Annotated in this window: 25 protein-coding genes; 10 read left to right on the plus strand and 15 right to left on the minus strand. The window is 68.1% G+C overall.

Annotated elements, in window-relative coordinates; genetic code table 11:
- Positions 1–41: 41 nt before the first annotated feature.
- The 7 genes from pstB to ACIBG5_RS11540 form a co-directional block, all read right to left on the minus strand.
- Positions 42–818: a phosphate ABC transporter ATP-binding protein PstB gene (pstB, locus tag ACIBG5_RS11510; RefSeq protein WP_360443397.1), complete on the minus strand. Its 777-nt coding sequence runs from the start codon at positions 816–818 to the stop codon at positions 42–44.
- A 22-nt stretch (positions 819–840) separates the two neighbouring features.
- Entirely contained in the window at positions 841–1,761 is a 921-nt protein-coding gene (gene pstA, locus ACIBG5_RS11515) for a phosphate ABC transporter permease PstA (RefSeq protein WP_360443400.1), read from the minus strand.
- Entirely contained in the window at positions 1,758–2,843 is a 1,086-nt protein-coding gene (gene pstC / locus ACIBG5_RS11520) for a phosphate ABC transporter permease subunit PstC (RefSeq protein WP_396391463.1), read from the minus strand. The genes pstA and pstC overlap by 4 nt, the downstream gene beginning before the upstream one ends.
- 162 nt (positions 2,844–3,005) lie before the next feature.
- Positions 3,006–4,118 (minus strand): phosphate ABC transporter substrate-binding protein PstS, encoded by a 1,113-nt coding sequence (gene pstS, locus ACIBG5_RS11525; RefSeq protein ID WP_396391464.1) that lies wholly within the window; start codon positions 4,116–4,118, stop codon positions 3,006–3,008.
- A 255-nt stretch (positions 4,119–4,373) separates the two neighbouring features.
- On the minus strand, positions 4,374–4,838 hold the full coding sequence (locus tag ACIBG5_RS11530; protein WP_165555556.1) for a bifunctional nuclease family protein: 465 nt from the start codon (positions 4,836–4,838) through the stop codon (positions 4,374–4,376).
- A 160-nt stretch (positions 4,839–4,998) separates the two neighbouring features.
- Positions 4,999–5,877: an NUDIX domain-containing protein gene (locus ACIBG5_RS11535; protein WP_396391465.1), complete on the minus strand. Its 879-nt coding sequence runs from the start codon at positions 5,875–5,877 to the stop codon at positions 4,999–5,001.
- Positions 5,878–5,886: 9 nt separating this feature from the next.
- Positions 5,887–8,046 carry an RNA degradosome polyphosphate kinase gene (locus ACIBG5_RS11540; RefSeq protein WP_396391466.1) on the minus strand — a complete coding sequence of 720 codons (2,160 nt, stop codon included), beginning with the start codon at positions 8,044–8,046 and terminating at the stop codon, positions 5,887–5,889.
- A gap of 93 nt (positions 8,047–8,139) precedes the next feature.
- Here ACIBG5_RS11540 and ACIBG5_RS11545 point away from each other — a divergent pair, with 93 nt between their 5' ends.
- Positions 8,140–9,195 carry an alpha/beta hydrolase gene (locus ACIBG5_RS11545; RefSeq protein WP_396391467.1) on the plus strand — a complete coding sequence of 352 codons (1,056 nt, stop codon included), beginning with the start codon at positions 8,140–8,142 and terminating at the stop codon, positions 9,193–9,195.
- Positions 9,196–9,323: 128 nt separating this feature from the next.
- Here the strand turns inward: ACIBG5_RS11545 and mshD are convergent, their stop codons facing one another.
- A complete protein-coding gene (mshD, locus tag ACIBG5_RS11550; RefSeq protein ID WP_396391468.1) occupies positions 9,324–10,241 on the minus strand; it encodes a mycothiol synthase in 918 nt (305 codons plus the stop codon).
- 117 nt (positions 10,242–10,358) lie between these two features.
- Between mshD and ACIBG5_RS11555 the strand changes: the two genes are divergently transcribed.
- Entirely contained in the window at positions 10,359–12,143 is a 1,785-nt protein-coding gene (locus tag ACIBG5_RS11555; protein ID WP_396391469.1) for a bifunctional metallophosphatase/5'-nucleotidase, read from the plus strand.
- A 2-nt stretch (positions 12,144–12,145) separates the two neighbouring features.
- Here ACIBG5_RS11555 and ACIBG5_RS11560 read toward each other — a convergent pair whose 3' ends face one another.
- Both ACIBG5_RS11560 and ACIBG5_RS11565 read right to left on the minus strand, forming a co-directional pair.
- The gene (locus tag ACIBG5_RS11560) at positions 12,146–12,454 is read right to left on the minus strand and encodes a hypothetical protein (protein ID WP_396391470.1); all 309 of its coding nucleotides are present in this window, start codon (positions 12,452–12,454) and stop codon (positions 12,146–12,148) included.
- 743 nt (positions 12,455–13,197) lie between these two features.
- Positions 13,198–13,437, minus strand: a complete 240-nt coding sequence (locus ACIBG5_RS11565; protein ID WP_396391471.1) for a MoaD/ThiS family protein — start codon at positions 13,435–13,437, stop codon at positions 13,198–13,200.
- Positions 13,438–13,564: 127 nt separating this feature from the next.
- Here ACIBG5_RS11565 and ACIBG5_RS11570 point away from each other — a divergent pair, with 127 nt between their 5' ends.
- Entirely contained in the window at positions 13,565–14,275 is a 711-nt protein-coding gene (locus ACIBG5_RS11570) for a winged helix-turn-helix domain-containing protein (protein WP_396391472.1), read from the plus strand.
- A gap of 14 nt (positions 14,276–14,289) precedes the next feature.
- On the opposite strand, the gene arfB is transcribed toward ACIBG5_RS11570, so the two are convergent.
- Positions 14,290–14,715 carry an alternative ribosome rescue aminoacyl-tRNA hydrolase ArfB gene (gene arfB, locus ACIBG5_RS11575; RefSeq protein ID WP_396391473.1) on the minus strand — a complete coding sequence of 142 codons (426 nt, stop codon included), beginning with the start codon at positions 14,713–14,715 and terminating at the stop codon, positions 14,290–14,292.
- Between the two features lie 72 nt (positions 14,716–14,787).
- On the opposite strand from arfB, the gene ACIBG5_RS11580 reads away from it, so the two are divergent.
- From ACIBG5_RS11580 to ACIBG5_RS11605, 6 genes are all read left to right on the plus strand, one after another.
- Positions 14,788–15,228: a TlpA family protein disulfide reductase gene (locus ACIBG5_RS11580; RefSeq protein ID WP_396391474.1), complete on the plus strand. Its 441-nt coding sequence runs from the start codon at positions 14,788–14,790 to the stop codon at positions 15,226–15,228.
- A gap of 62 nt (positions 15,229–15,290) precedes the next feature.
- Positions 15,291–16,217: an RDD family protein gene (locus tag ACIBG5_RS11585; RefSeq protein WP_396391475.1), complete on the plus strand. Its 927-nt coding sequence runs from the start codon at positions 15,291–15,293 to the stop codon at positions 16,215–16,217.
- Between the two features lie 275 nt (positions 16,218–16,492).
- On the plus strand, positions 16,493–16,969 hold the full coding sequence (locus ACIBG5_RS11590; protein ID WP_396391476.1) for a DUF4395 domain-containing protein: 477 nt from the start codon (positions 16,493–16,495) through the stop codon (positions 16,967–16,969).
- Between the two features lie 15 nt (positions 16,970–16,984).
- Positions 16,985–17,833, plus strand: a complete 849-nt coding sequence (locus ACIBG5_RS11595) for a sulfurtransferase (RefSeq protein ID WP_396391477.1) — start codon at positions 16,985–16,987, stop codon at positions 17,831–17,833.
- A gap of 3 nt (positions 17,834–17,836) precedes the next feature.
- Positions 17,837–18,133: a DUF1416 domain-containing protein gene (locus tag ACIBG5_RS11600; RefSeq protein ID WP_131518391.1), complete on the plus strand. Its 297-nt coding sequence runs from the start codon at positions 17,837–17,839 to the stop codon at positions 18,131–18,133.
- 301 nt (positions 18,134–18,434) lie between these two features.
- Positions 18,435–19,661, plus strand: coding sequence for a choice-of-anchor P family protein (locus tag ACIBG5_RS11605; RefSeq protein WP_396391478.1), 1,227 nt, complete (start codon positions 18,435–18,437; stop codon positions 19,659–19,661).
- A 99-nt stretch (positions 19,662–19,760) separates the two neighbouring features.
- Here ACIBG5_RS11605 and ACIBG5_RS11610 read toward each other — a convergent pair whose 3' ends face one another.
- Positions 19,761–20,666, minus strand: a complete 906-nt coding sequence (locus ACIBG5_RS11610; protein WP_396391479.1) for a GIY-YIG nuclease family protein — start codon at positions 20,664–20,666, stop codon at positions 19,761–19,763.
- A 5-nt stretch (positions 20,667–20,671) separates the two neighbouring features.
- The gene (dtd, locus tag ACIBG5_RS11615; RefSeq protein ID WP_396391480.1) at positions 20,672–21,097 is read right to left on the minus strand and encodes a D-aminoacyl-tRNA deacylase; all 426 of its coding nucleotides are present in this window, start codon (positions 21,095–21,097) and stop codon (positions 20,672–20,674) included.
- Positions 21,098–21,131: 34 nt separating this feature from the next.
- Here dtd and ACIBG5_RS11620 point away from each other — a divergent pair, with 34 nt between their 5' ends.
- Complete coding sequence (locus ACIBG5_RS11620) at positions 21,132–21,962, plus strand: 3-keto-5-aminohexanoate cleavage protein (RefSeq protein WP_396391481.1); 831 nt, start codon at positions 21,132–21,134, stop codon at positions 21,960–21,962.
- Here ACIBG5_RS11620 and ACIBG5_RS11625 read toward each other — a convergent pair.
- Positions 21,899–22,354, minus strand: coding sequence for a hypothetical protein (locus ACIBG5_RS11625; RefSeq protein ID WP_396391482.1), 456 nt, complete (start codon positions 22,352–22,354; stop codon positions 21,899–21,901). The two genes, ACIBG5_RS11620 and ACIBG5_RS11625, sit on opposite strands and share 64 nt — an antisense overlap.
- Positions 22,351–23,502: a molybdopterin-dependent oxidoreductase gene (locus ACIBG5_RS11630; protein WP_396391483.1), complete on the minus strand. Its 1,152-nt coding sequence runs from the start codon at positions 23,500–23,502 to the stop codon at positions 22,351–22,353. The genes ACIBG5_RS11625 and ACIBG5_RS11630 overlap by 4 nt, the downstream gene beginning before the upstream one ends.
- Positions 23,503–23,504 lie beyond the last annotated feature (2 nt).

The raw sequence follows: 23,504 nt of genomic DNA on the forward strand, positions 1-23,504 counted from the left end.
GAGGAAACCCTCGCCACGGCCGTGCCATCGGGTCGAACGGATCAGCCGAAGCGGCCGGTGATGTAGTCCTCGGTGGCCTTCTCGGTCGGGTTGGAGAAGATCTGCTTGGTCGCGCCCATCTCGATCAGCCGGCCGGGCTTGCCGGTCGCGGCCAGGTTGAAGAACGCGGTCTGGTCCGAGACCCGGGCCGCCTGCTGCATGTTGTGCGTGACGATGACCACGGTGTACCGGTCCTTCAGCTGCTCGATCAGGTCCTCGATCGCGAGCGTGGAGATCGGGTCGAGCGCCGAGCACGGCTCGTCCATCAGGATCACTTCGGGCTCGACCGCGATCGCCCGGGCGATGCACAGCCGCTGCTGCTGGCCACCGGACAGACCCGCGCCCGGCTTGTCCAGGCGGTCCTTGACCTCGTTCCACAGGTTCGCGCCGTGCAATGACTTCTCCACCGTCTCGGTGAGCCGCTTGCGGTCCTTGACGCCGTTCAGCTTCAGCCCGGACGCGACGTTGTCGAAGATCGACATGGTCGGGAACGGGTTCGGCCGCTGGAACACCATGCCGACCACCCGGCGGACGGCGACGGGGTCGATGCCGGAGCCGTACAGGTCCTGCTGGTCCAGCAGCACCTTGCCCTCGACCCGGGCGCCGGGGATCACCTCGTGCATCCGGTTCAGGGTCCGCAGGTAGGTGGACTTGCCGCAGCCCGACGGGCCGATGAACGCGGTGACCGAGCGGGGCTCGATCGTCATCGACACGTCCTCGACGGCCTTGAAATCGCCGTAGTAGACGTTGAGGCCACTGACCTCGATGCGCTTGGCCATATCGACTCAGAACCTCTCGTGACTATTTCGACTTGACGGCGCTGAACCGGGCAACCAGCCGGGCCAGCAGATTGAGTGCCAGGACAAGGAGGATCAGTGTGAGCGCCGCCGCCCAGACCCGGTCCGCGGCCGGCTGCAACGCCAGCTCGGTCCGGTCCTGGTTGATCATCGTCGGCAGCGCGCCCATGAACCCGTTGAACGGGTTCAGGTTGATGTTCTTGGAGTAGCCGACCAGGATCAGCAGCGGAGCGGTCTCACCCATCACCCGGGCCAGGCCGAGCATGACGCCGGTGATGATGCCGCCGAACGCGGTCGGCACGACGACCTTGAGGATGGTTTTCCACTTCGGCACGCCGAGTGCGTACGACGCCTCCCGTAACTCGTCCGGGACGAGTTTCAGCATCTCCTCGGTCGAACGCAGTACGACGGGCAACATCAGCAGCACCAGCGACAGCGACACCGCGAAACCGACCCGGTTGAAGCCGAAGATCGTGATCCAGACCGCGTAGACGAACAGCGCGGCGACGATCGACGGGACACCGGTGAGGATGTCGATCATGAAGCTGACCGCCCGGGCCAGCCGGGTGCCCTTGCCGTACTCGACCAGGTAGATCGCGCCGAGGATGGCGATCGGGACCGCGATCAGGGCCGTGATCAGGCCCATGATCAGAGTGCCCATGATCGCGTGGTAGGCGCCGCCTCCCTCGCGCCGGACGGTGATCCCGCGCTGCGACTCGCTCCACCAGCTGGCGTCGAACAGCAGGTGGTAGCCCTTGCTGATGACGGTCCACAGAATCCACACCAGCGGGATCATGGCGAGCACGAAGGCGAGCGTGATCAGCACGGTGGCGAGAGTGTTCTTGAAGGCCCGCGCGCCCGACTTCCCGGTCAGGTCCAGAGCCTGCCCGTCGTACGCCGGTTTGTTGGCAGCAATCGTGGTCACGCTACGGCTCCTTCCTTCGCGGCGGTTCCGCCGGCGCTCTTGTTGCGCCGTGTCCGCTTCCCGCCCGGTCCGCTGCGGGCGACGATGATCCGGGCCGCGGAGTTGACCAGGAAGGTCACCACGAACAGCACCAGGCCGGCCGCGATGTAGGCACCGGTCTTCTCCGGCGAGTCGAACTCGGCGGCGTTGTTGGCGATCTTCGACGCGAACGTCTCGCCGCCGGCGAAGATCGAGGGGTCCCACGGGTCGTTGCCGTTCGGCACCGACAGGATGATCAGTACGGCGACGGTCTCACCGAGCGCCCGGCCGAGGCCGAGCATCGAGGCACTCACCACGCCGGACCGGCCGTAGGGCAGCACGGCCATCCGGATCATCTCCCACTTGGTCGCGCCGAGGGCGAGTGCGCCCTCGCGGTGCGCCACCGGTGTCTGGATGAAGATCTCCCGGCTGATCGCGGTGACGACCGGCAGGATCATGATGGCCAGCACGACGGACGCGGTGAACACCACGCCGACGTTGTCGCCCGGGGGTTTCTCGAACAGCGGCAGCCAGCCGAGCGCGGTGGCCAGGCCGTCGATCACCGGCCGCAGGATCGGCGCGAAGAACAGGATGCCCCACAGGCCGTAGATGATCGACGGGACGGCGGCGAGCAGATCGACCGCGTGCGCGACCGGCGTGGCCAGCCGCTTCGGCGCGTAGTACGTGACGAACAGCGCGACGCCGACCGCGATCGGGACCGCGATGATCATCGCGATGATCGAGCTGATCACGGTGGTGTAGAACATCGCCGCGATGCCGAACCGGGGCTGGTCGCCGCCGGGCTCCCAGATCCGGGAGAAGAGGAAGCTGCTCTGGTCGTCGGCCAAGGCCGGGATCGCCAGCGCCAGCAGGAAGATGCCGACGAACGAGACGATGGCGATCACCAGGCCACCGGAGCCGTGCGCCAGGCCGCTGAACAGCCGGTCGCCGAGGTGGCCGACCGGGCCGAGGTCCAGCTTCGGTCCCGCCTGGTCGTCGGTTGCTGCCACGGCGGCGGGTTCCGCCGGCCGGTCGGGCGGTTCCGTGCCGTCTGGACTACTCATCGATGGTGCTCCAAGCGCCTTGGTCGTGGGGTCAGGTCCGGACTGAGGATCACGCCGTACCCGCTCTGCCGGGTCCGACGAGGCGAAGCCCCGGCCGCTTCCGATGACTCGGACCGGCCGGGGCTCGCATCAGTGCTGCTCGTCGTCAGCTGATCGACCGACTCAGCTGATCGACTGGATCGCCGCGTCGACCTTGGTCCGGATCTCCTCCGGCAGCGGCGCGTAGTTCAGGTCGGTCAGCGACGCCTGGCCGTCCTTGCTCGCGAAGTAGGTCAGGAAGCTCTTCACCAGCGCGGTCTTCTCGGCCGGCAGACCCTTGGTGCAGGCGATCTCGTAGGTCACCAGGATGATCGGGTAGGCGCCCGCCTCCTTGGTCGCGTAGTCCAGCTTCAGCGCCAGGTCGGAGCCGGTACCGGCCGGCTTCGCGGCGGCCAGCGCCTTGCCCGCGGACTCGGCCGACAGTTCGATCGGGGTGCCCGAGCCGTTGTCGATCTGGGCGATGCCGAGCTTGTTGTCGACGGCGTACGACCACTCGACGTAGGTGATCGAGTTCTTGGTGCTCTTCACACCCTCGGCGACACCCGCGGACTTCTCCTTGCCGGCACCCGTGCCGGTCCACTTCTTGGCCGGTTCACCGGTCCAGGCACCGGCGCCGGAGGCGGCCAGGTACTTGGCGAAGTTCTCGGTGGTGCCGGACTCGTCGGAGCGGAAGAACACCGAGATCGGGGCCGACGGCAGGGTGACGCCGGAGTTCAGCTTGGCGATCGCCGGGTCGTTCCAGGTCTTGATGGTGCCCTGGAAGATCTTGGCGGCGGTCGGGCCGTCCAGGACCAGCTTGTCCACGCCCTCGACGTTGTAGGCGATCGCGACCGGGCCGATGACCATCGGCAGGTCGACGGCCGCGTTGTTCGCGCAGCGCTTCGTGGCCGCGGTCATCTCGTCGGGCTTGAGGGCCGAGTCGGAGCCGGCGAAGTCGACCTGCGACGCGTTGAACTGCTTGATGCCCGCACCGGAACCGGTCGGGTTGTAGTTCACCGTGACGTCGGCGCACTTCTCGTTGTACTTGCTGATGACCTCGTCGATGGCGTTCTTCTGCGCCGAGGAACCCTCGGCGTTCAGGGTGCCCTGCGGGCAGTCGGCGGCGGCCGAGGAATCCGAGCTGCTCGGGTTCGAGGAGCCGGACGGCTCCGGGTCACTGCCACAGGCGCTCAGAGCGAGCACACCGAGGGATGCCACGGCGACGGAGCCGACGCGGAGCAGGCGATTGACGGACACGAGAGTGTTGCCCTTCTGCGGGAATCAGACTTCTGAACTTCCACAGACGGTAGGGAGACCAGATGACCGACCGGTCCGTCGCCGGTGAACGACCGGTGAACGATTCCCATAGCGTGTGCGACGGTTGGCATGCCGTCAGGCGGCCAGCAGGTGAACTGCGTTAAGAGCCGTGACTCTGTGTAGATCCGAACGCTGTGCGGCGCACACTTCGGTGACGCTGAGCACATTCTCTTCGGTGAACAACCGGCGTCGGATTCAGCTCGAGAAATCCTCCGGGGCCACGCCGTCGAGGAACTGTCGGAAGCGTTCGAGCTCGGCCTGCTCCTCCTCGGGCGTCGCCACGCCGGCCTCGCGGAGCACCTGTTCGGTACAACGGATCGGCGTACCGAGCCGGACCGCGAGGGCGACCGAGTCGCTCGGCCGCGCGGACACCCGGGCACCGTTGCCGAGGACAAGTTCGGCGTAGAAGACCGCGTCGCGCAACTCGACGATCTCGACCGCCTCGATGTGGACGCCGAAGGCCTCGATCAGGTCGCGCATCAGGTCGTGGGTGAGCGGACGCGACGGGCGCAGGCCCTGCTCCTCGTAGGCGATCGCGGTCGCCTCGACCGAGCCGATCGAGATCGGCAGGTAGCGGTAGCCCTCGGTCTCGCGCAGCATCATCACCGGGGCCCGGTTGGGCGATTCCATCCGGATCCCGATCAGTGTCAGTTCTCGCATCATCGTCATGGTGCGCCCGAACCTCTCCTCAGGCCGGCACCCGGTGGGGCGCCGGTTCCTCGGTAGGAACATACCCGTCACTACCAGTGTCACCCCGGTGCCCCAGCGGCTGTGCCTGGATCGTCACCGAGCCGTGCCCGGGGTGTGTCAACGATCACCTTCAGGGGGCGCTGAAGCGTTCGTGCACCAGCCGCCCGTCGGCCAGCTGGTGCGCCACCACGAAGGCGCCGGGGGAGAACTTGCCCACCCTCAGCCCCAGCTCCCGGGCCAACGCCGGCAGCACCGGCCGGTGCGAACAGATGGCGGTCACCTTGCCCTCTCTCCAGGCCCGATCGGCCAATCCGCGGATCGCTCCCGGGTCGGCGTCGTACCCACGCTCGGAGATCTCCGGCCACAGGTGCATGTGCCGGTCGATCGAGGCGGCGTACGGCGTGAGGGTCGCGGCGCACCGCTCCGCGTCGCTGCTGATCACCCGGTCCACTCCCACGGCAGCCAGTACGTCGACCAGTCGCTCGGCAACCGCCGTACCGGTGTCGTTGAGCGGTCTGTTGGTGTCCTTGCCGTCCCATTCCTTGCGCTTCACCGCAGAGGCGTGGCGCACCAGGACGACGGTGGCGACGACCGGGATCACCCGGTCGAGGTTGTCCAGGATGTCCACGTCCCGCGGGTAGCTGAGCTTGGTGCGGGCCTTGTCCACCGGGAGCCAGGCGATCTCGTCCACCTCGTCGTTGGGGCGGAAGTCGCCGTCGTCGACGGGTGTGGCGGACCAGTAGTGCACCAGCTTCGGCACGGTCCCGCCGTTCTTGCGGACCGGGTAGCGCTGCACGCCGACCGGTGGGCCCAGCACGACCCGGAGTCCGGTCTCCTCCTCGATCTCGCGGCGGGCCGCACTCAGTACGTGCTCGTGCTCGTTCAGTTTTCCCTTGGGCAGGGACCAGTCGTCGTACCGGGGACGGTGCACCAGCAGCACCTGCCGGGTGTCGCGGCGCTCACGCCACACGACACCACCCGCGGCGATGACGGTCGCCGGGTTGCTCATGATTCCAGCCTAGGTAATCGGGTCAGCGGTTCTGCGTCGGCCACGCGTGGCGATGAGTCTTTCCTGCAGGTCGCGCAACGGTTCTCCGTCCGGTCCGGTCAGTTTCGCCTGCCAGGTGTCGTCGGCCTGCAGCCACCACGACTGGGTGCCCTCGTCGAGCGCGAGGTCGAAGAGCTCGTCGAGCTCGGTGATGTGGTCCGGCTGCTTCAGCTGGACCAGCACCTCGACCCGTCGATCCAGGTTTCGGTGCATCAGGTCGGCCGAGCCGATCCACACCTCCGGTTCACCACCGTTCTCGAAGTAGAAGACCCGGCTGTGCTCGAGGAACCGGCCCAGGATGCTGCGCACCTGGATGTTCTCGGACAGGCCGGGGATGCCGGGCCTGAGTGTGCAGATGCCACGGATCCACAACTCCACGGGTACGCCGGCCTGCGACGCCCGGTACAGCGCGTCGCAGAGAGCTTCGTCGACCAGGCTGTTCACCTTGATCCGGACCTTCGCCGGCCGCCCGGCCAGGTGGTGCTGCACCTCTCGCTCGATCCGCTCCATCAGGCCCCGCCGCACCGATTGGGGTGCGACCAGGATCCGCCGGTAGCCCGAGCTGCGGCCGAAGCCGGACAGGTGGTTGAACAGGTGGGCGATGTCCTCGGTGACCACCCGGTCGCTGGTGAGCAGGCCGAGGTCCTCGTACAGCCTGGCGGTCTTGGGGTGGTAGTTGCCCGTGCCGATGTGCGCGTAGCGGCGCAGGCCGTCCGGCTCGTCGCGCACCACCATCGACAGCTTGCAGTGGGTCTTGAGGCCGATCACGCCGTACACCACGTGGCAGCCGGCATGCTCGAGCTGGCGGGCCCATTTGATGTTGGCCTGCTCGTCGAAGCGGGCCTGGATCTCCACCAGCACCAGCACCTGCTTGCCCGCCTCGGCCGCGTCGATCAGCGCGTCCACGATCGGGGAGTCACCCGACGTCCGGTAGAGCGTTTGCTTGATCGCCAGCACGTGCGGATCGGTGGCGGCCTGCTCGATGAACCGCTGGACGCTGGTCGAGAACGAGTCGTACGGGTGGTGCACCAGTACGTCGCGCTGCTTCAGGGCAGCGAACATGTCCGCGGGATTGGACGTCTCCACCTCCGCCAGGTGCGGGTGGGTGGACGGTACGAAGCCGGGGTACTTCAGCTCGGCCCGGTCCAGACCGGCGATGTTGAACAGGCCACGCAGGTCCAGCGGGCCGGGCAGTTCGAACACCTCGGCAGCGGTGACGCCGAGCTCCGACAGCAGCAGCGCCTTCACCTGCGGATCGATCGACTCCTCCACCTCGAGCCGGACCGGCGGCCCGAACCGGCGGCGCAGCAGCTCCTTCTCGAGCGCGGCCAGCAGGTTCTCGGCGTCGTCCTCCTCGACCTCCAGGTCCTCGTTGCGGGTGACCCGGAAGGTGTGGTGCTGGGTGACCTCCATCCCCGGGAACAGCTGCCCCAGGTGGGTCGCGATGATGTCCTCGAGCGGGACGAACCGGCCCTCGGCGACCTGCACGAACCGTGGCAGCAGCGGCGGCACCTTGACCCGGGCGAAGTGGTCGCCGCCGGTGTCGGGGTTGCGGACCACGACCGCCAGGTTCAGCGACAGGCCGGAGATGTACGGGAACGGGTGCGACGGGTCGACCGCCAGCGGCGTCAGCACGGGGAAGACGCGGTCCCGGAAGAACCGGGTCATCTCCTCCCGCTCGCTGTGCTCGAGCTCGTCCCAGCGGAGGATGTCGATGCCCTGCTCGGTCAGCGCCGGCTGGACCGCCTTCTGCCAGGTCTCCGCGTGCCGGTCCATCAGCTCGCGGCTGCGGGCCAGGCTGCGGTCGAGCACCTCGCGCGGGAGCAGGCCGCTGGCCGCACGGACCGCGACACCGGCGGCGATGCGGCGCTTCAGACCGGCGATCCGGACCATGTAGAACTCGTCCAGGTTGTTGGCGAAGATGGCCAGGAACTTGGCCCGCTCGAGCAGCGGGATCCGGTCGTTCTCGGCCAGCTCGAGAACGCGCTGGTTGAACGCGAGCCAGCTCAGCTCGCGATCGGAAAAGCGGTCCTCCGGGAGGTCGCCGGCCGCCGTGATGTCGTACGGCGGCTCGACGTCGTACTCCCGGTTGTGGGACGCCAGCAAGTCTCCTGCCACGTTGTCCAGCATCCCACCCTTTGGTGAACGGGAGGTAGCCATGGGCATGTTCGATTCCCAGCCGGTACCGCCGCGGACCGGCTGCTGTTGCTAGCGTCTCGCCTTGTGAACCCACGACTGGACTCGCTGCTCGGCAACGCGGTGTCCGCCGTTCAGGCGAACGCGGTGAAACCGCTGTACGCGCTGCCCACGGCTGTCCGGAGGCGGCTGGCCGGTGCGCCGATCCAGATCGACGGCAACATCCTCGACCCCGAGGTGCAGCTGCTCCTGCGCGCCGACAGCTTGTTGCCAAGCACAACGAAATCGAACGTGGCCACGGCGCGTGCGCATCTGCGCACGGCGTGCAAGCTGGTCGCCGGGAATCCGCGAGAACTACACCGTGTGACCGAACTCACCGTCCGCGGTGCCGACGGCCAGCTCGGCGCCCGCCTGTACGTGCCCCGGGACGCCGGTCGTGGGCTACTCGTGTTCCTCCACGGTGGCGGCTGGGTCGTCGGCGACCTCGACACCCACGACTGCCTGTGCCGGGCGCTGGCCGACGACGCCGGTATCCGGATCCTCTCGGTCGACTACCGGCTGGCGCCGGAGGCGCCCGCGCCCACGGCCGCCGAGGACGCCATCGCGGCCTTCACCTGGGCGGTCGACCACGCCGAGGATCTCGGGGTCGATCCCGCTCTGGTCGCTGTCGGCGGCGACAGCGCCGGCGGCAACCTGGCCGCAGTGGTCGCCCAGCAGTGCGTCAGCCGCGACCTCTCGCGTCCGGCGCTCCAGGTCCTCCTGTATCCAGGGCTCGACCTCGTCCATCGTCGCCCCAGCCGGGACCTGTTCCCGGAGGGCTTCATCATCACCGAGCACGACATCATCTGGTACCGGGACCACTACACCCCTGACCCCGGGGTCAGACCCGACCCACTGGTCTCGCCCATCCTGGCCCCCGACCTCACCGGACTGGCCCCCACCTACATCGCCACCGGCGGCTTCGATCCCCTCCGTGACGACGGCAACGAGTACGCCGACGCCCTGAAGGCCGCCGGCGTCGCGGTCACCCACATCTGCCACACGTCGCTGACCCATGGCTTCTTGAATCTTCTCGCCGTCCCCGGCGCGGTCCAGGAGGCGCGCGCTCACCTCACCGATCACCTCAGAGCCACGCTCCGCTGATCGGTGTTGGGGGCCAGGAGCCGCCCGGCTGGGGGGTAAGAGGCACGGACGGCTCCTGGTTGATGGTGTGACGTGTCCGGCCGCGGTTCATGACGCGAAGTGAGCTGGTGGCTTCGCTGTGACGTCATTCACAGGGTGGCGGACGGTGCGTACTGGACGTCCAGCGCGGCAGTGGTGAAGCCCAGGGACGTGTAGAGCCGACGGGCTGCCGTGTTGGTGCCGTCGACGTATAGGACGACCGCATCGAGGCCGCGGTCCTCCTGGAGATGGTGGAGACCCTGGAGCGTCAGCGCCTTACCCAAGCCTCCGCCCTGGTAGTCGGGGGAGACGCCGACCACGTAGACCTCTCCGACCCCGCCCTCGACCTTCGTCCAGTGGAAACCGGCCAGATCGCCGCTCTTCGCATCCACCGCCAGGAAGAACCCGGCCGCATCGAACCACGGCTGCTGCAGCCGCTCGGCCAGATCCTCTGCCGTCCAGCTGCCCTGCTCCGGGTGGTCCGCGAACGCCCGCGCGTTCACCTGCAGCCAGGCCGCGTCGTCCTGTCCCTCCACAAACGTCCGTACGTCGATGCCCTCGGCCCACACTGGGTCGGGCAGTGCCGCCCGGGTACGCCGGAGGAAGTAGAGCTCCCGGGTGACCTCCAGACCCAGCCGGGTGGCGAGCTCGTCGGAGCCGGGCAGCCGTCCGTGGGCCCAGACCCGGATCCGGTCGCCACCGTGGTCGAGCAGCATCCGGAGCAGCGCCGTACCAGTGCCTCGGCGTCGTGCCGATGGGGTGACGACCAGCTCGGCGGATCCGTCGGCGGCCAAGGCGCCGTACCCGATGAGGTTCCGGGCGCTCTGCAGGCCGGAGACCTCGATGGTGCCGGGTTCGCCCTCGTACGCGAGGACGTGGACGTCGCCGGAGTGCTCGCCGTCGAGATGGAGCAGCGTGCGCTCCGACAACGGATTCACTCCGTCGCTCTGTGCCGCCGCATGGGCGAGCTCTGTGACGGCGGCGGCAGTGGCCGGGGGCAACGGTGAGGGTACGGCTTCGAGAGTCACCCGAATACCGTAAAAGGTCCGGACGAGTTCATGCTCAAGTCCTTTCAGAGGCCCGGCGAGTCGGGTAATTTCGCGGCACCGCGCATCAAAGGTGATCGCAACGACGACGGAGAAGACATGGCCTTGACAGGACGAGACAAGACGTGGCCGAGGAAGCGATGGGCCCTCGGGCTGGTCGCCGCCGGGACGGCCGCTGTGCTCGGCTTGGCCACGGGGGGAACCGTGACCCAGGCGGCGACGGCGAAACCGGAGCCGACGCACACCCAGATCCAGCTGCTCGCCATCAACGACTTCCACGGCAACCTGGAGCCGGCGACCGGCTCGAGCGGCAACATCAACGGCACGCCGGCCGGCGGGGCGGCGTACCTCGCCACGCACCTGAAGCAGATGCGCGCGGCCGCGGAGGCCAAGGGCCAGGATTCGGTCACGGTCGCCGCGGGTGACCTGATCGGTGCCTCGCCGCTGTTGTCGGCCGCGTTCCACGACGAGCCCACGATCGAGGCTCTGAGCGGGATGGGCCTGGAGGCGGCCTCGGTCGGCAACCACGAGTTCGACGAGGGCTGGCACGAGCTGCTCCGGATGCAGACCGGCGGCTGCCTGCCGGACGGCGACGGGCAGAACAACCAGAACTCCTGCCCGGACCCCAAGCACCCGTTCAAGGGCGCGAAGTTCAAGTACCTGTCGGCGAACGTGTTCTTCGAGAACACGCAGAAGACGCTGTTCGCGCCGTACACGATCAAGAGCTTCGAGGACGGCCGCAAGGTCGGGTTCATCGGCATGACGCTGGAGAACACACCGAACATCGTCACCAAGTCCGGTGTCGAGGGCCTGACCTTCAAGGACGAGATCGAGACGGCGAACGCGCTGGTCCCGGTGCTGAAGAAGCAAGGCGTCGAGTCGATCGTCGTGCTGCTGCACGAGGGCGGCTTCCCGGCCGACCCGCGGGCCTACAACAGCTGCCCGGGCATCTCCGGCCCCGTCGTCGACATCAACGCCGGACTGGACCCGGAGATCGACGCGATCATCTCCGGCCACACCCACCAGGCGTACAACTGCACGCTGATGGACAGCGCCCCGAAGCCGCAGCCGCGGCTCGTCACCAGCGCCTCGTCGTTCGGTCGGCTCGTGACCGAGGTCCGGCTGAGCATCGACAACAAGACCGGTGACGTCGACCGGCTGAACACGATGGCCAACAACCAGATCGTCACCCAGGACGTCCCGCAGGACCGCAAGACCAGCGAGCTGATCGCGAAGTACAAGACGCTCGTCGACCCGATCGCGAACAAGGTGATCGGCCACCTCACCACCCCGTCGGTGGTGCGCACGAACGACGACTCGCTCGAATCACCGCTAGGCAACCTGATCGCGGACGCGCAGCTGGCCGATCCGTCGGTGGTGACCGACGGGAAGACGCCGGTGGTGGCGTTCATGAACCCGGGCGGCATCCGGGCCGACCTGGCCTCGACCGGTGGTCAGGTCACCTTCGGACAGGCGTTCACGGTGCAGCCGTTCAACAACTTCCTGGTGTCGATGGACATGACGGGCGCCCAGATCAAGGCCCTGCTGGAGCAGCAGTTCTCCGGGGTCAACGGTCCGGAGCCGGCCAAGTTCAAGGTGCTCCAGGTCGCCGGCATCACCTACACCTGGAACCCGGCCGCCGCGGCGGGCTCGAAGGTGGTGGCCGGATCGATCCAGATCGCCGGTCAGCCGCTGGTGGACGCGACGTCGTACCGGATCGTCACGAACAACTTCCTCTCCGACGGCGGTGACGGCTTCCCGGCCTTCACCACCGCGACGAGCAAGTTCTTCGGCGGCCTCGACATCGACGCCTTCGCGAACTACCTGACCGCGCACGACCCGTACACGCCGGTGGCGACGGACCGGATCTCGATCGGTTCCTGACGTCAGACGAAGAACTTCACCAACACGATGGCCAGGGAGGCGGCGGTGGTCAACGCCGCCTTCCCTGAGCCGAAGCCGCGCTTGAACGCGGTGCCGAACACGGCGACCGTCAGCGGCACCAGCATGACCAGCAGCGTGATCCCGGCCGCATGCACTCCGACATGCGACCGCCCGGTCAGCACCAGGCCAACGACGAATGCGAACGTCAGCCCGAGCCAGGTCGTGATCTGGATCGGGCCGTCGTCACTGCGATGCCCGCGATGCGACGCTCGGGTCGCACGGCGATGCGAAGTCGGAGCAACGTGCGCCATCGGTCACCTTCCGAAAAGAACCGAGTACGCAAGGTAGCAGCATCTTCCCCAGAAGGTAAAAGCCCCAGCCACCCGCGAACAGTTCCCGGCCACCGCCGAATGAAGGAGCCTCGCGGCTACGACCGGGCGTGCGGCACCAACGCTCGGGACCGCAGACACCATCTGGGGTCTGAGGACAGGATCTGGGGACCTCGGACACGTTATGACCTGTCCGAGCCCCCCGGTTCTTGTCCGACGTCCCCGGTTCTTGTCGAGGTCTGCGGTTCCTGTCCGCGGTCCCCGGTTCTTGTCCGCGGTCCTCGGTTCCTGTTCGCCCTCGTCCATGGGCGCGGGCTGGCGTCAGCCCGTTGTGCGGCATCAACGCTCGGGCCGCGGACACCATCTGGGGTCTGCGGACAGGATCTGGGGGCCTCGGACACGTTATGACCTGTCCGAGGCCCCCGGTTCCTGTCCGAGGTCCCTGGTTCCTGTTCGCCCTCGTCCACGGCGCGGGCTGACGCCAGCCCGTTGTCCGGCGCCAACGCTCGGGACCGCGGACAGGATCTGGGGACCTCGGACACGTTCTGACCTGTCCCAAGTCCCCGGTTCGTGTCCGCGGTTCCAGTCCAAGGTCCGCCGTTCCTGTCCGAGGTCCTCGGTTTCCGGTTCGTGTCCGCGGGTTCGGGTGCCTGGGGTTGGCGAGGAGTGCCGGCGGGGGCGGGCTCAGCTGTCTGCGAAAGGGTGCTCAGCCCGGCGGGCGGTGGTCAGCCGCCGGCGAAGGGTGGGAGGGCATCGACCTGGGCGCCGGCGTGCAGTGGCGTGCCGGGGTCGGCGCGCTGGCCGTCCAGTAGGAACGTGCAGATGCCGAGCACCCGGGCCAGCTCGGGCCGGTCGGTGGAGACGGTGCCGATCAGGTCGCGGATCGAGGTGGCGTCGGCCGTCGCGGAGGACTCGCCGGCGGCGCTGCGTGCGGCGGCGAAGTACCTGATGGTCACTTCCGGCATCTGGGAGTACGCCTCACTGGTCGATAGCTCTTCCGCTATTATGTCAGCTTGCTGTTGCTACCCAGTGTGTCTCAGGTCCGCGGCAACGACGCCGCCGGGGCCTGACGACCGGGCACAAGGAGACAGCGTGAGTACGTTGCTTCTGCTGACGAACGCACTGCAGGCCTCCACGGAGGTGCTGCCGTCGCTCGCGCTGCTTCCGCATCAGATCCGGATCCTCCCCGCCGAGGTCGCCGCGCTGGTCGATGCTCCCGACGCGGATGCCGTCCTGCTCGACGCCCGCCGTGACCTGGTCGCGGTCCGGGGCGTCTCCCGCCTGATCCGGACCACCGGGATCGAGGTGCCGCTGATCCTCGTCGTCACCGAGGGCGGTCTGACCGCGGTGAACGCCGACTGGGGCGCGGACGACGTACTGCTCGACACTGCCGGTCCCGCCGAGATCGAGGCGCGGCTGCGGCTGGTGATCGGCCGCCTCGCCGCGGCCCGCGACGAGGACCCCGACTCCAGCCTCATCCGTACTGGCGATGTCGTGATCGACGAGGCGTCGTACACGGCGAAGCTGAACGGGCGGGCGCTCGACCTCACCTACAAGGAGTTCGAGCTGTTCAAGTTCCTCGCGCAGCACCCGGGCCGGGTGTTCACCCGCGAGCAACTGCTGCAGGAGGTCTGGGGCTACGACTACTTCGGTGGCACCCGGACGGTCGATGTGCACGTACGACGGTTGCGCGCGAAGCTCGGCCCGGAGCACGAGTCCCTGATCGGCACCGTGCGCAACGTCGGCTACCGCTTCGTCGTCCCACCGGTCAGTACCCGCGAAACGGCTGACGCGTCGGCCTGAACCAGGCGGCCGTCTCAGTCCTCCGGGCGGCCGCGGAGGCGCTTGGTCTGGCCTCGCCGTTTCTTGTCGTCGAGCCTGCGCCGGACGGATCCCTTGCTCGGCTTGGTCGGCCGCCGCTTTCTCGGCGGTGGCGCGATGGCCTCCCGGATCAGCGCCACGAGCCGCTCGCGAGCCGCCTCCCGGTTCCGCCACTGCGACTTGTACTCCGACGCCGCGATCGTCACCACACCGTCGACCAGACGCGACCCTAGCCGTTCCAGCGCACGCGCCTTCAGTACGTCGCTCAGTGCCGTGGTCGCCGCTACGTTGAAGCTCAGCTCCACCCGGCTGTCCGTCGTGTTCACCGACTGCCCACCCGGCCCACTGGACCGCGAGAACCTCCACCCCAACTCGCTGTCCGGAATGACCACCCCCGCCCGCACCACCAGTCCGTTCTCCACCCGCCCATTGTCCAGTCCGAGGAGTGAAACGGCTGGTTGAAGCGTAAACACTGCGACGTACTGTGGATTGCTATGAGCCTGGGGACGTGGGTACTGGTAGCGGCGGTAGCCGCTGGTGTCCTGTTCAGCCTGGCCAAGGTGTGGTGGGACGGGCGGTTCCGGAAGGTCGTGACGCGGGAAGTGGACGGCGTGGAGCGGGTTTCCGCGGCAGAGGTCGGTGCGGAACTGGGAGAGCGGGCGACGCTGTTGCAGTTCTCGTCGGCGTTCTGTGCACCGTGCCGGGCGACCCGGCGGACGCTGGCCGAGGTCGAGGGCATGGTCGACGGCGTGCGCCATGTCGAGCTCGACGCGGAGTCGCACCTGGACCTGGTCCGGCGGCTCGACATCCTGCGGACCCCGACGACGCTGGTGCTCGACCGCAGCGGAGTGGTCGTCAAGCGCGCCAGTGGTGCGCCGCGCAAACCCGACGTGATCGCAGCGCTGGCGACCGCGCTCGACCGCCAGCCGCACTAGACGGCGTCCGTTAGCTGCCAACCCGATGGCGGATGCACCGCCTCTTAGGGAATGCTGTGCCCGTGAGCTACCCAGCCGGTTGGTACGACGACCCACAGGACCCGACCCAGCAGCGCTACTGGGACGGCAACGCCTGGACTGATCAGCGCCGTGGCCAGCAGGGTCCCGGTCCGTACCAAGGTCAGCAGTACGGGCAGCCCGCCCAGCACGGCCAGGTGTACGGCGGAGGGCAGTCCGGCCCGCCGACCCAACCGCAGTACGGCCAACCCGCGCAGTACGGCCAGCCCGCGCAATACGGACAGCCCCAGCAGTACGGGCAGCCGCAGCAGTACGGGCAGCCGCAGTACGGGCAACCCCAGCAGTACGGGCAGCCGCATCAACAAGGGCAGGGCTACCCCGCGTACCCGCAGCAGCAGGGCGGCTACGGCTACCCCGGACTCCGGGTGGCCTCGACTCCGGACGGTCAGCCGCTGTCCGGCTGGTGGCGCCGCGTCTGGGCCCGTGTCCTCGACTCGATCATCGTCGGGATCATCGGTTTGCCGCTGACCGGCTACTTCTACTACCAGTACTTCCAGGTGATCTGGGACTACCTCGAAGACACCATGGACGCCGCGGCCGCGGGGAGCACCCAGCCGAGCACCGCTCTGCCGGCCGAGGCGTACAAGTGGATGATCCCGGCTGTGCTGATCGGCGTGGTTGTTGCCTTCGCCTACGAGTACTTCTTCCTGACCAAGAAGGGCGCGACGCCGGGCAAGATGGCGCTGGGTATCTCGGTCCGGCTGCGCGACGTCGCGGGCCTGCCGCCGGGTCAGGCGGTGGCGAAGCGCTACGGCTTCATCATCGGTCTCAGCTTGCTCGGCGCCATCCCGCTGATCGGCACCCTGTTCGGCTTCATCGCGCTGATCAACTACCTCTGGCCGCTCTGGGACGACAAGAAGCAGGCCCTGCACGACAAGGTCGCCGCCACGAACGTGGTCCGGACCAGCTAGGCCTGTCCGAAATCTGATCAGTTGTCTCACTCAATGGGACCAGGGTCGGACAGTCACCCGGGTTTCCGTAGTCTCGATCCGTGGCATACACGACATGGCTGACCAAGCGCCGGGCAGTGGACAACTGCCGGGTGCGCTCGTCGCTGTGTCGTCGCCGCTGACCAGGCGGCGTCCCGAGCGCTGCGGAACCGGTCGCTGAGCACGGTTCCGCGTACGTCGTCTCCCCGCAGACCCGGGCGGGTCCGGCTCGAACCACTCCTTCTCCGGGAGTCGTCATGTCCGATCGGACGGCGCAACAGCACACGGTGAAACACTCCCAGGTCGACCCGCGGGGACTCCGGTTCGCGGCCGGCGTCACCACGGTGCTCCTGGCTCTGACGCTCGTACTGAACAGCGCCTGGCCGCTCGCGGTGCAGACCGTGGTGTTCGCGATCTCGGTCGCGTTCGGCGTCCAGGCATCGCCGTACGGGCAACTGTTCAAGCGGCTGATCCGGCCACGGCTCGGTCCGCCCAAGGAGTTGGAGGATGCCGCTCCGCCGCGGTTCGCGCAGTTGGTCGGCCTCGTCTTCGCAGTCGTCGGTCTGGTCGGGTATCTGACCGGTGCGACGGTGCTGGGCGTCGTCGCCACCGGATTCGCCCTGGTCGCCGCATTCGTGAACGCGGCCGTCGGGCTCTGCCTCGGTTGCGAGGCCTATCTGCTGATCCACCGCATTCGTACGCCATCGCGTGACACCAACGCCGCTACCAACTGAGAAGAGGCAGCACACATGAGCAGGGAATCCGCGCTCGTCTCGGCCGACTGGGTCGAGGAGCACAAGAACGACGCCGGGGTCGTCTTGATCGAGGTCGACGAAGACGTCTCGGCGTACGACGCCGGCCACATCGCCGGCGCGATCAAGCTGGACTGGAAGGACGACCTGCAGGACCCGGTCCGCCGGGACTTCGTCAGCCAGGAGCAGTTCGAGGCGCTGCTGTCCGACCGCGGCGTGAAGAACGACGACACGGTCGTGCTGTACGGCGGCAACAACAACTGGTTCGCGGCGTACGCGTACTGGTACTTCAAGCTGTACGGGCACGGCGACGCCCGGCTGCTCGACGGCGGGCGCAAGCGCTGGGAGCTGGACAGCCGCGAGCTGACCGACGAGGTCGTCAAGCGCGAGGCCACCGAGTACAACGCGAAGGCGCAGGACCTGAACATCCGCGCCTTCCGCGACGAGGTGAAGGACGCCATCGGCGTGAAGAACCTGGTCGACGTCCGCAGCCCCGACGAGTACGCCGGCCGGCTGCTGGCTCCGGCCCACCTGCCGCAGGAGCAGGCGCAGCGCGCCGGGCACATCCCGACCGCGGCGAGCATCCCGTGGAGCAAGGCGGCCAACGACGACGGCACCTTCCGCTCCGACGACGAACTGCAGAAGCTGTACGCCGACGCGGGCGTCGACTTCGGCAAGGACACCATCGCGTACTGCCGGATCGGCGAGCGCTCGGCGCACACCTGGTTCGTGCTGCACGAGATCCTCGGCCAGGCGAACGTGAAGAACTACGACGGTTCCTGGACCGAGTGGGGTTCGCTGGTCGGCGTACCCGTTGCCCTGGGCGACGAGCCCGGAAAGGCCTGACACATGTGCGGAGCGAAGAAGGGCGGCCTCGACCTCAAGGGTGTCGACGTCGACAAGGAAGCCGTCATCCAGGGCCAGGTCCTGCGCGGCGAGGAGCCGGTCGGTGGCGCGTACGTGCGGCTGCTGGACTCCTCCGGCGAGTTCACCGCCGAGGTGCCGACGTCGGCGACCGGGCACTTCCGGTTCTTCGCGGCGCCGGGCAGCTGGACGCTGCGCACGCTGGCGCCGAAGGCCGACCCGGTCGACCGTCAGGTGGTCGCCCAGTACGGCGCGGTCGCGGAGGTGTCCGTCACCGTCTGAGTCGTCGATCGTTACTGATGGTGCCACCTCCACCTGACGGTGGCCCACCCTGAAGTAAGCCCCGAAGGGCCCGGACCTTGCGCGTTCGGGCCCTTCGGCATGTCCGGATCCGCCGCCGTACAGGGCTTTGCGGTCATCGTGCCCGAGTTACGGGTACGGCGGGAAATCTCGGCTGCCGGGCGGCCAGGTAACGGTTTGGTCTCGGAGCGGGGTCAGCTCGTCACCTACCGCAATCGGCTGAGTTGTGTCTGTGTCCTGACCCGCACTTCGGGTCACGTCATCACTCAGGGAGGAGGGGTCAATGCGACCCCGCATCGGATACAAGAAGCTCGCCGCCGTCGGAGTTGCGGCGGTTGTCGGCGTGGCTTCTACGATCGCGCTGACTTCGGGTTCTGCGTCCGCCTCGCCGGTTTTCGGATACAGCGGCTACTCGTACGGGACCGACGTTGAATCCGGGCTGGCGAACAGCGGCCCGCAGGTGGTCAGCAAGTTCGGTTGCACCACGGACGCCACGAAGGCCGACAAGAACGACATCGCCACGGCCAACGTGAACAACCAGGCGATCGCCCGCAGCGTGCGGACCGACACGCACGCGTTCAACGACAACAGCGGGACCGGCGTCACCAGCAACGCGACCGCCGTCGACATCAAGGTCGGCAACCTGCTCACGCTGACGGGTGTGAAGACCACCACCACGGCGAAGTACTCCAAGGGCCAGCTGTCCTACACCGGCAACACGACGTTCGCCGGCGTGAAGATCGGCGCCCTCTCGGTGCCGTCGCTGATCAAGCCGAAGTGGAACACCAAGGTCGCCGTTCCGGGCCTGGGCTACATCGTGCTGAACCGTGTCGGTGGCGTGAAGACCAGCTCCGGCATCTACTCGTACGCGCAGGCGGTCGTGCTGCACGCGACGGTGAAGAACCAGTACATCCCGGAGGGTGTCGACGTCGCGGTGCTGAAGACCCGCGCGGAGATCTCCAAGCCGGCCACCGCGCTGGTGATCGGTGACGCGTACGGCACCAAGGCCAACGCCGACAAGCTGGCCGTCTCCGGCCCGACGTCGCTTCAGACCACCTGCCAGGGTACTGAGGGCAAGACGGTGAAGGTGGCCGTCGGCGAGCTGAACATCCCGAAGGTCGCCTACGTGGGTGCGGTCTACACCACGAAGAACGGCGCCATCGGCGAGAACAAGTCCTACATCAACTTCACCTCGCACGTCGGTGGAGTGAAGGTCGGCAACCTGTCGATCGGCGCCATCGAGTCCTCGGCGTCGGCGTGGAAGACCAAGGACGGCAAGGGCGGCGTGAGCTCGTCCTCGAGCATCGCCTCGATCAAGGTCGGCAACAAGACCTACCCGGTCGCGACCGGCGAGAACAAGACGCTGGAGATCCCGGGTGTCGCCCGGCTGACCTTCAACCAGGTCCTGCGGCAGCAGCGGTACATCTCCGTGAACGCCCTGGTGATCGACGTCTACAGCCTGAACACCAAGGTCGTCGTCGGCCACTCGGCCGCCGGCGTCGTCAGCTGATCCAGCTCGACGCACCTTTCTGAGTCGAACCTCACCGACCCAGAACAGCACCCACCCGGCCCCGGGCCCGGATCTCACGATCCAGGTCCGGGGCTGGTGCTATTCCCGCCGCAACCGCGCCGCGAGGTCCGCGTTGCGTTGCGCGAACGTTCGCCAGGCAACCGGCGTAGCCTCCACCCGGTCGCGGGCGGTCGTCTCCGTCACCGCCTGCTGCGTCCAGGTCTGCATCCGCCCACCGAGCATCCGGAACCGCACCAGCACACCGTCCGACCAGCCGTGGACGTCGACATCCTGCGGCTCGAGCCGGGACACCTTCTGCTCCGCGACGATCCACTCGAACGCCGCGAGCTCGTCCTGCAGTTTGGCCGCGAACTCGAACCGGAGCCCGGCCGCGGCCCGATCCCGGCGACGGACGAGCTCGGCGCGCAACGCTGTCACCGCGGCCGGATCACGCTCGAGTACGGCGCACGCCGTCCGGGCCAGTGCCTCGCGGTCATCCGGCCCGATGCCGAACAACTCAGCGAACTCACGGACCGATCCGTTGGAGTCCGCCGTGTACTGCAACGGCAGTACCCGCTGAAGCGCCGAGATCGCCTGCCGTACGCGCAATCCGCCCAGGTACGGACCGAAGTGCGGCGCCGCCGGGCTGACGGTGTGCGTGAACCGCAGCCCCGGCCGCTGGGGTCCGTCGTCGAAGCGGATGTAGCCGACGACCTCGGCCCCGCCCTCCGTGCGGTTCCAGCGCGGCTTGGAGTGCTCCAGCAGGTTGCGCTCCAGCCAGGCCGCCTCGTGCGCCGAGTCGCACCACACGCTCTCGATCCGCGCGATCCGGTTGACCATCCGGGCCAGCCGCGGCCGGTCGCCGAGGTGGGTCCAGTACGACTGCACCCGGCGGCGGAGGTTGACCGCGCGGCCGATGTACAGAACCTTGCCGGCGTCGTCGCGGAAGCGGTACACGCCCGGCTCCTGCGGGAGCCGCCGAGCAACGGCGCGTGGGGCGGTCACGGGTGTCAGACGTCGAGGATGAGGGTGACGGGGCCGTCGTTGACGAGGGCGACGTCCATGTGGGCGCCGAACCTGCCGCGTTCGACCTTGGCTCCGAGTGACTCCAGGGCCGCGCAGAAGGCGTCGTACAGGGGTTCGGAGACCGGGCCTGGGGCGGCGGCGCTCCACGACGGGCGGCGGCCCTTGCGGGTGTCGGCGTACAGGGTGAACTGGCTGATCGCGAGGATCGGTGCCTGCTCGTCGGACGCGGACCGCTCGTCGCGGAGGATGCGCAGGGTCCAGATCTTGGTGGCGAGTGCCTTCGCCTTCTCCTCGGTGTCGTCATGTGTGACGCCGAGCAGGACCACAAGCCCCGGGCCCTCGATCGCTCCGATTACTTCGCCGTCGACGGTCACCGACGCCTGGCTCACCCGCTGTACTACAGCTCTCATGGAACCATCCTGCCCTGCGGGATATGGTCCGGTCATGGCGTCCACTCTGATCACCGTTGCCCCGACCGGTGCCGAGACCGCGAAGGCGGACTGCCCGGCCCTGCCGACCACGCTCGACGAACTGGTGGAGACGGCGAAGCGGTGTGAAGCCGCCGGGGCGGCGATGATCCACCTGCACATCCGCGACGGTGAGCACCGGCCGACGCTCGAGCTCGGCCGCCTGACCGACGCGGTCGCCGCGATCCGGGCGAACACCGGGCTGATCGTGCAGCTGTCGACCGGCGGCGCGGTGACGGATCCGTACGACCACCGGCTCCGGGTGCTCGACGCCGGCCCCGACTCCTGCTCGCTGACGATGGGCACCGTCAACTTCGGTGACGACGTGTTCATGAATCCGTGGCCGTTCGTGACCGAGCTCTACCAGCTGAGCCAGGAGCGCGAGGTGGTGCCGGAGTTCGAGCTGTTCGACCTCGGGCATGTGGCCGCGCTGCACCGGCTGCTGGACAAGTTCGGCCTGCCGTACGGCGGCCGCGTGCACTGCGACCTGGTGATGGGAGTCCCGGGCGGCATGCCCGGTACGACGGATGCCCTCGTGGCGGCCGTCAACGCGCTCCCCGCCGCCGTCACGTCCTGGTCAGCGACAGGCATCGGGCGTACGTCGCTCAACGTCGCGCTGGCCGCCTTGTCGAAGGGCGGTCACCTCCGGGTCGGTATGGAGGACACGCTGACGCTGGCGAAGGGCCAGCCGGTCACGCACAACGCCGAACTGGTCGAGCGCGCCGCTGCCCTCGCGACGATGGCTCAGCGCCCGCCGATGTCGCCGGACGAGGCACGCGACCTCTTGAGCGTGAAGCGCGACCGCTGAACCACGAACCACACCGCGCCGGCCACGATGATCGTTGCCTCCAGCAATAGCCAGTCGCGGAGGTAGTTGCGCGGCAGCACGGTCGGGTTGACGCCCTTGCCCTGCCGCAGCAGCAGCGGGAGCGCGATCAGTGTGGTCAGACCGACGTACAGCAAGGTGGTTCGGACCGTGCTGATGGTGCGGTGATGGTCCGGACCGGCGGACCATCGGGTCACCAGCCAGCCGGTTCCGATCGTGAGCGGGACAAGGAAGAAGTCGTCGGCCAGCACCGCGCCGGCAAGCCAGAGCGGCAGCCGGATGAGTGCTTGGACCTGCACTGCGTCCAGCAGGAGCCACAGTCCCCAGAGGCCGACGCCGATACCGGCAGCTGCGAGGGATGCTCGGAGTTTCATGCGATGACCTCCAGGCGGTGGACCCACTTGGTCTGCAGTACGCCGGGGCGGTTCGGGGCGATGATGCGGGCCGGGTAGCCGTGGTCGAGGGCCAGCTCACCGCCGTTCAGGCGCAACGCGAGCAGCGTGAGCGGATCGCCGGCGAACTCGGGTGGGAGCTCACTGGTCGCGTAGAAGCCGCCCTTCTCCATCGAAATCACCCGGACCCGCGAGCCCTCCGGTGCACCGCACAGCTGCAGGAGATCGCGGATCGGGATGCCCTCCCACCGGGCGCCCTGGCTCCAGCCTTCGACGCATGCGATCGGCAGATCGGACCGGCTCTGCGGCAGCTGCCGCAACTCGTCGAGTGTGTACGACAGCTCCTGCGGTCCCTTGATAGTGAAGCGCCAGTCCGGTCCGATCCCGGTGACACCCGCGTCGTGCGCCGTACGGTTGACCGGAAGGCCCTGCGGACCGACGTTCGGCTTGCGAGGCGCCAGCACCGCGACCGGGCCGAGGGTCGGCACGGATTGCCCGACCGACGTGATGCCGGCCAGCGCAGCCGCCCCGGCGACGGTCCGGAACAGGCCGCGACGGGTCAGTCCGGTGATTGCTGGCGGCAACGAGTCGGTCACCTCGTCCGTCGTACGCCGCCAGTGCGCGACGATCAGCGGGAACTTGACCGCGAGGTGGACAAGTAGTGCCCCGATGATGATCCAGGCCAGCGCGTAATGCGTTTGTTTGAAGGGAAACGGCCACGGATACCACTGCAGCGTGTTGACGAATCCTATGAACAACTCGAGTGCCATCGCGGACACCAGGACCAGGATCGACAGCCGCTCGAGGACGCTCGCGAGTGCCTGTCGGCTAGGCGGCCAAGGGAGCTTGGCGAACAGCTTGGGGTAGACGGTCCACAACTTTGCCAGCAGCAACGGTACGGCGATCGTGCCACTGAGGACATGCAGCCCCTGCGTCACGCGGTACAGGGAGGCCGGCCGGCTCGGGATGTGAAGCCAACCAGGGGTGTCCTGCTGGAAGTGGCTGAACAGCCCGGTGAGGAAGCAGATCGTCACCGCGATCCCGAGCCAGCGTCCGATCACCGTCGCGACCCGCGGATGGTGCAGCGGGGAGGGGAACGACTTTTCCGTCGGGGGCGCCGGAAGCTTCATGC

The sequence above is a fragment of the Kribbella sp. NPDC050241 genome (assembly GCF_044459685.1).
Taxonomy (GTDB): Bacteria; Actinomycetota; Actinomycetes; order Propionibacteriales; family Kribbellaceae; genus Kribbella.

What these genes read in the sequence shown, in the direction of transcription:
- ACIBG5_RS11605 (WP_396391478.1), top strand. Translation starts at nt 18,435, where the DNA reads ATGCGACCCCGCATCGGATACAAGAAGCTCGCCGCCGTCGGAGTTGCG.
- ACIBG5_RS11580 (WP_396391474.1), top strand. Translation starts at nt 14,788, where the DNA reads ATGAGCCTGGGGACGTGGGTACTGGTAGCGGCGGTAGCCGCTGGTGTC.
- dtd (WP_396391480.1), bottom strand. Translation starts at nt 21,097, where the DNA reads ATGAGAGCTGTAGTACAGCGGGTGAGCCAGGCGTCGGTGACCGTCGAC.
- ACIBG5_RS11600 (WP_131518391.1), top strand. Translation starts at nt 17,837, where the DNA reads ATGTGCGGAGCGAAGAAGGGCGGCCTCGACCTCAAGGGTGTCGACGTC.
- ACIBG5_RS11620 (WP_396391481.1), top strand. Translation starts at nt 21,132, where the DNA reads ATGGCGTCCACTCTGATCACCGTTGCCCCGACCGGTGCCGAGACCGCG.
- ACIBG5_RS11560 (WP_396391470.1), bottom strand. Translation starts at nt 12,454, where the DNA reads ATGGCGCACGTTGCTCCGACTTCGCATCGCCGTGCGACCCGAGCGTCG.
- ACIBG5_RS11630 (WP_396391483.1), bottom strand. Translation starts at nt 23,502, where the DNA reads ATGAAGCTTCCGGCGCCCCCGACGGAAAAGTCGTTCCCCTCCCCGCTG.
- ACIBG5_RS11595 (WP_396391477.1), top strand. Translation starts at nt 16,985, where the DNA reads ATGAGCAGGGAATCCGCGCTCGTCTCGGCCGACTGGGTCGAGGAGCAC.
- ACIBG5_RS11590 (WP_396391476.1), top strand. Translation starts at nt 16,493, where the DNA reads ATGTCCGATCGGACGGCGCAACAGCACACGGTGAAACACTCCCAGGTC.
- ACIBG5_RS11625 (WP_396391482.1), bottom strand. Translation starts at nt 22,354, where the DNA reads ATGAAACTCCGAGCATCCCTCGCAGCTGCCGGTATCGGCGTCGGCCTC.
- pstC (WP_396391463.1), bottom strand. Translation starts at nt 2,843, where the DNA reads ATGAGTAGTCCAGACGGCACGGAACCGCCCGACCGGCCGGCGGAACCC.
- ACIBG5_RS11535 (WP_396391465.1), bottom strand. Translation starts at nt 5,877, where the DNA reads ATGAGCAACCCGGCGACCGTCATCGCCGCGGGTGGTGTCGTGTGGCGT.
- ACIBG5_RS11555 (WP_396391469.1), top strand. Translation starts at nt 10,359, where the DNA reads ATGGCCTTGACAGGACGAGACAAGACGTGGCCGAGGAAGCGATGGGCC.
- ACIBG5_RS11540 (WP_396391466.1), bottom strand. Translation starts at nt 8,046, where the DNA reads ATGCTGGACAACGTGGCAGGAGACTTGCTGGCGTCCCACAACCGGGAG.
- ACIBG5_RS11530 (WP_165555556.1), bottom strand. Translation starts at nt 4,838, where the DNA reads ATGCGAGAACTGACACTGATCGGGATCCGGATGGAATCGCCCAACCGG.
- ACIBG5_RS11565 (WP_396391471.1), bottom strand. Translation starts at nt 13,437, where the DNA reads ATGCCGGAAGTGACCATCAGGTACTTCGCCGCCGCACGCAGCGCCGCC.
- pstB (WP_360443397.1), bottom strand. Translation starts at nt 818, where the DNA reads ATGGCCAAGCGCATCGAGGTCAGTGGCCTCAACGTCTACTACGGCGAT.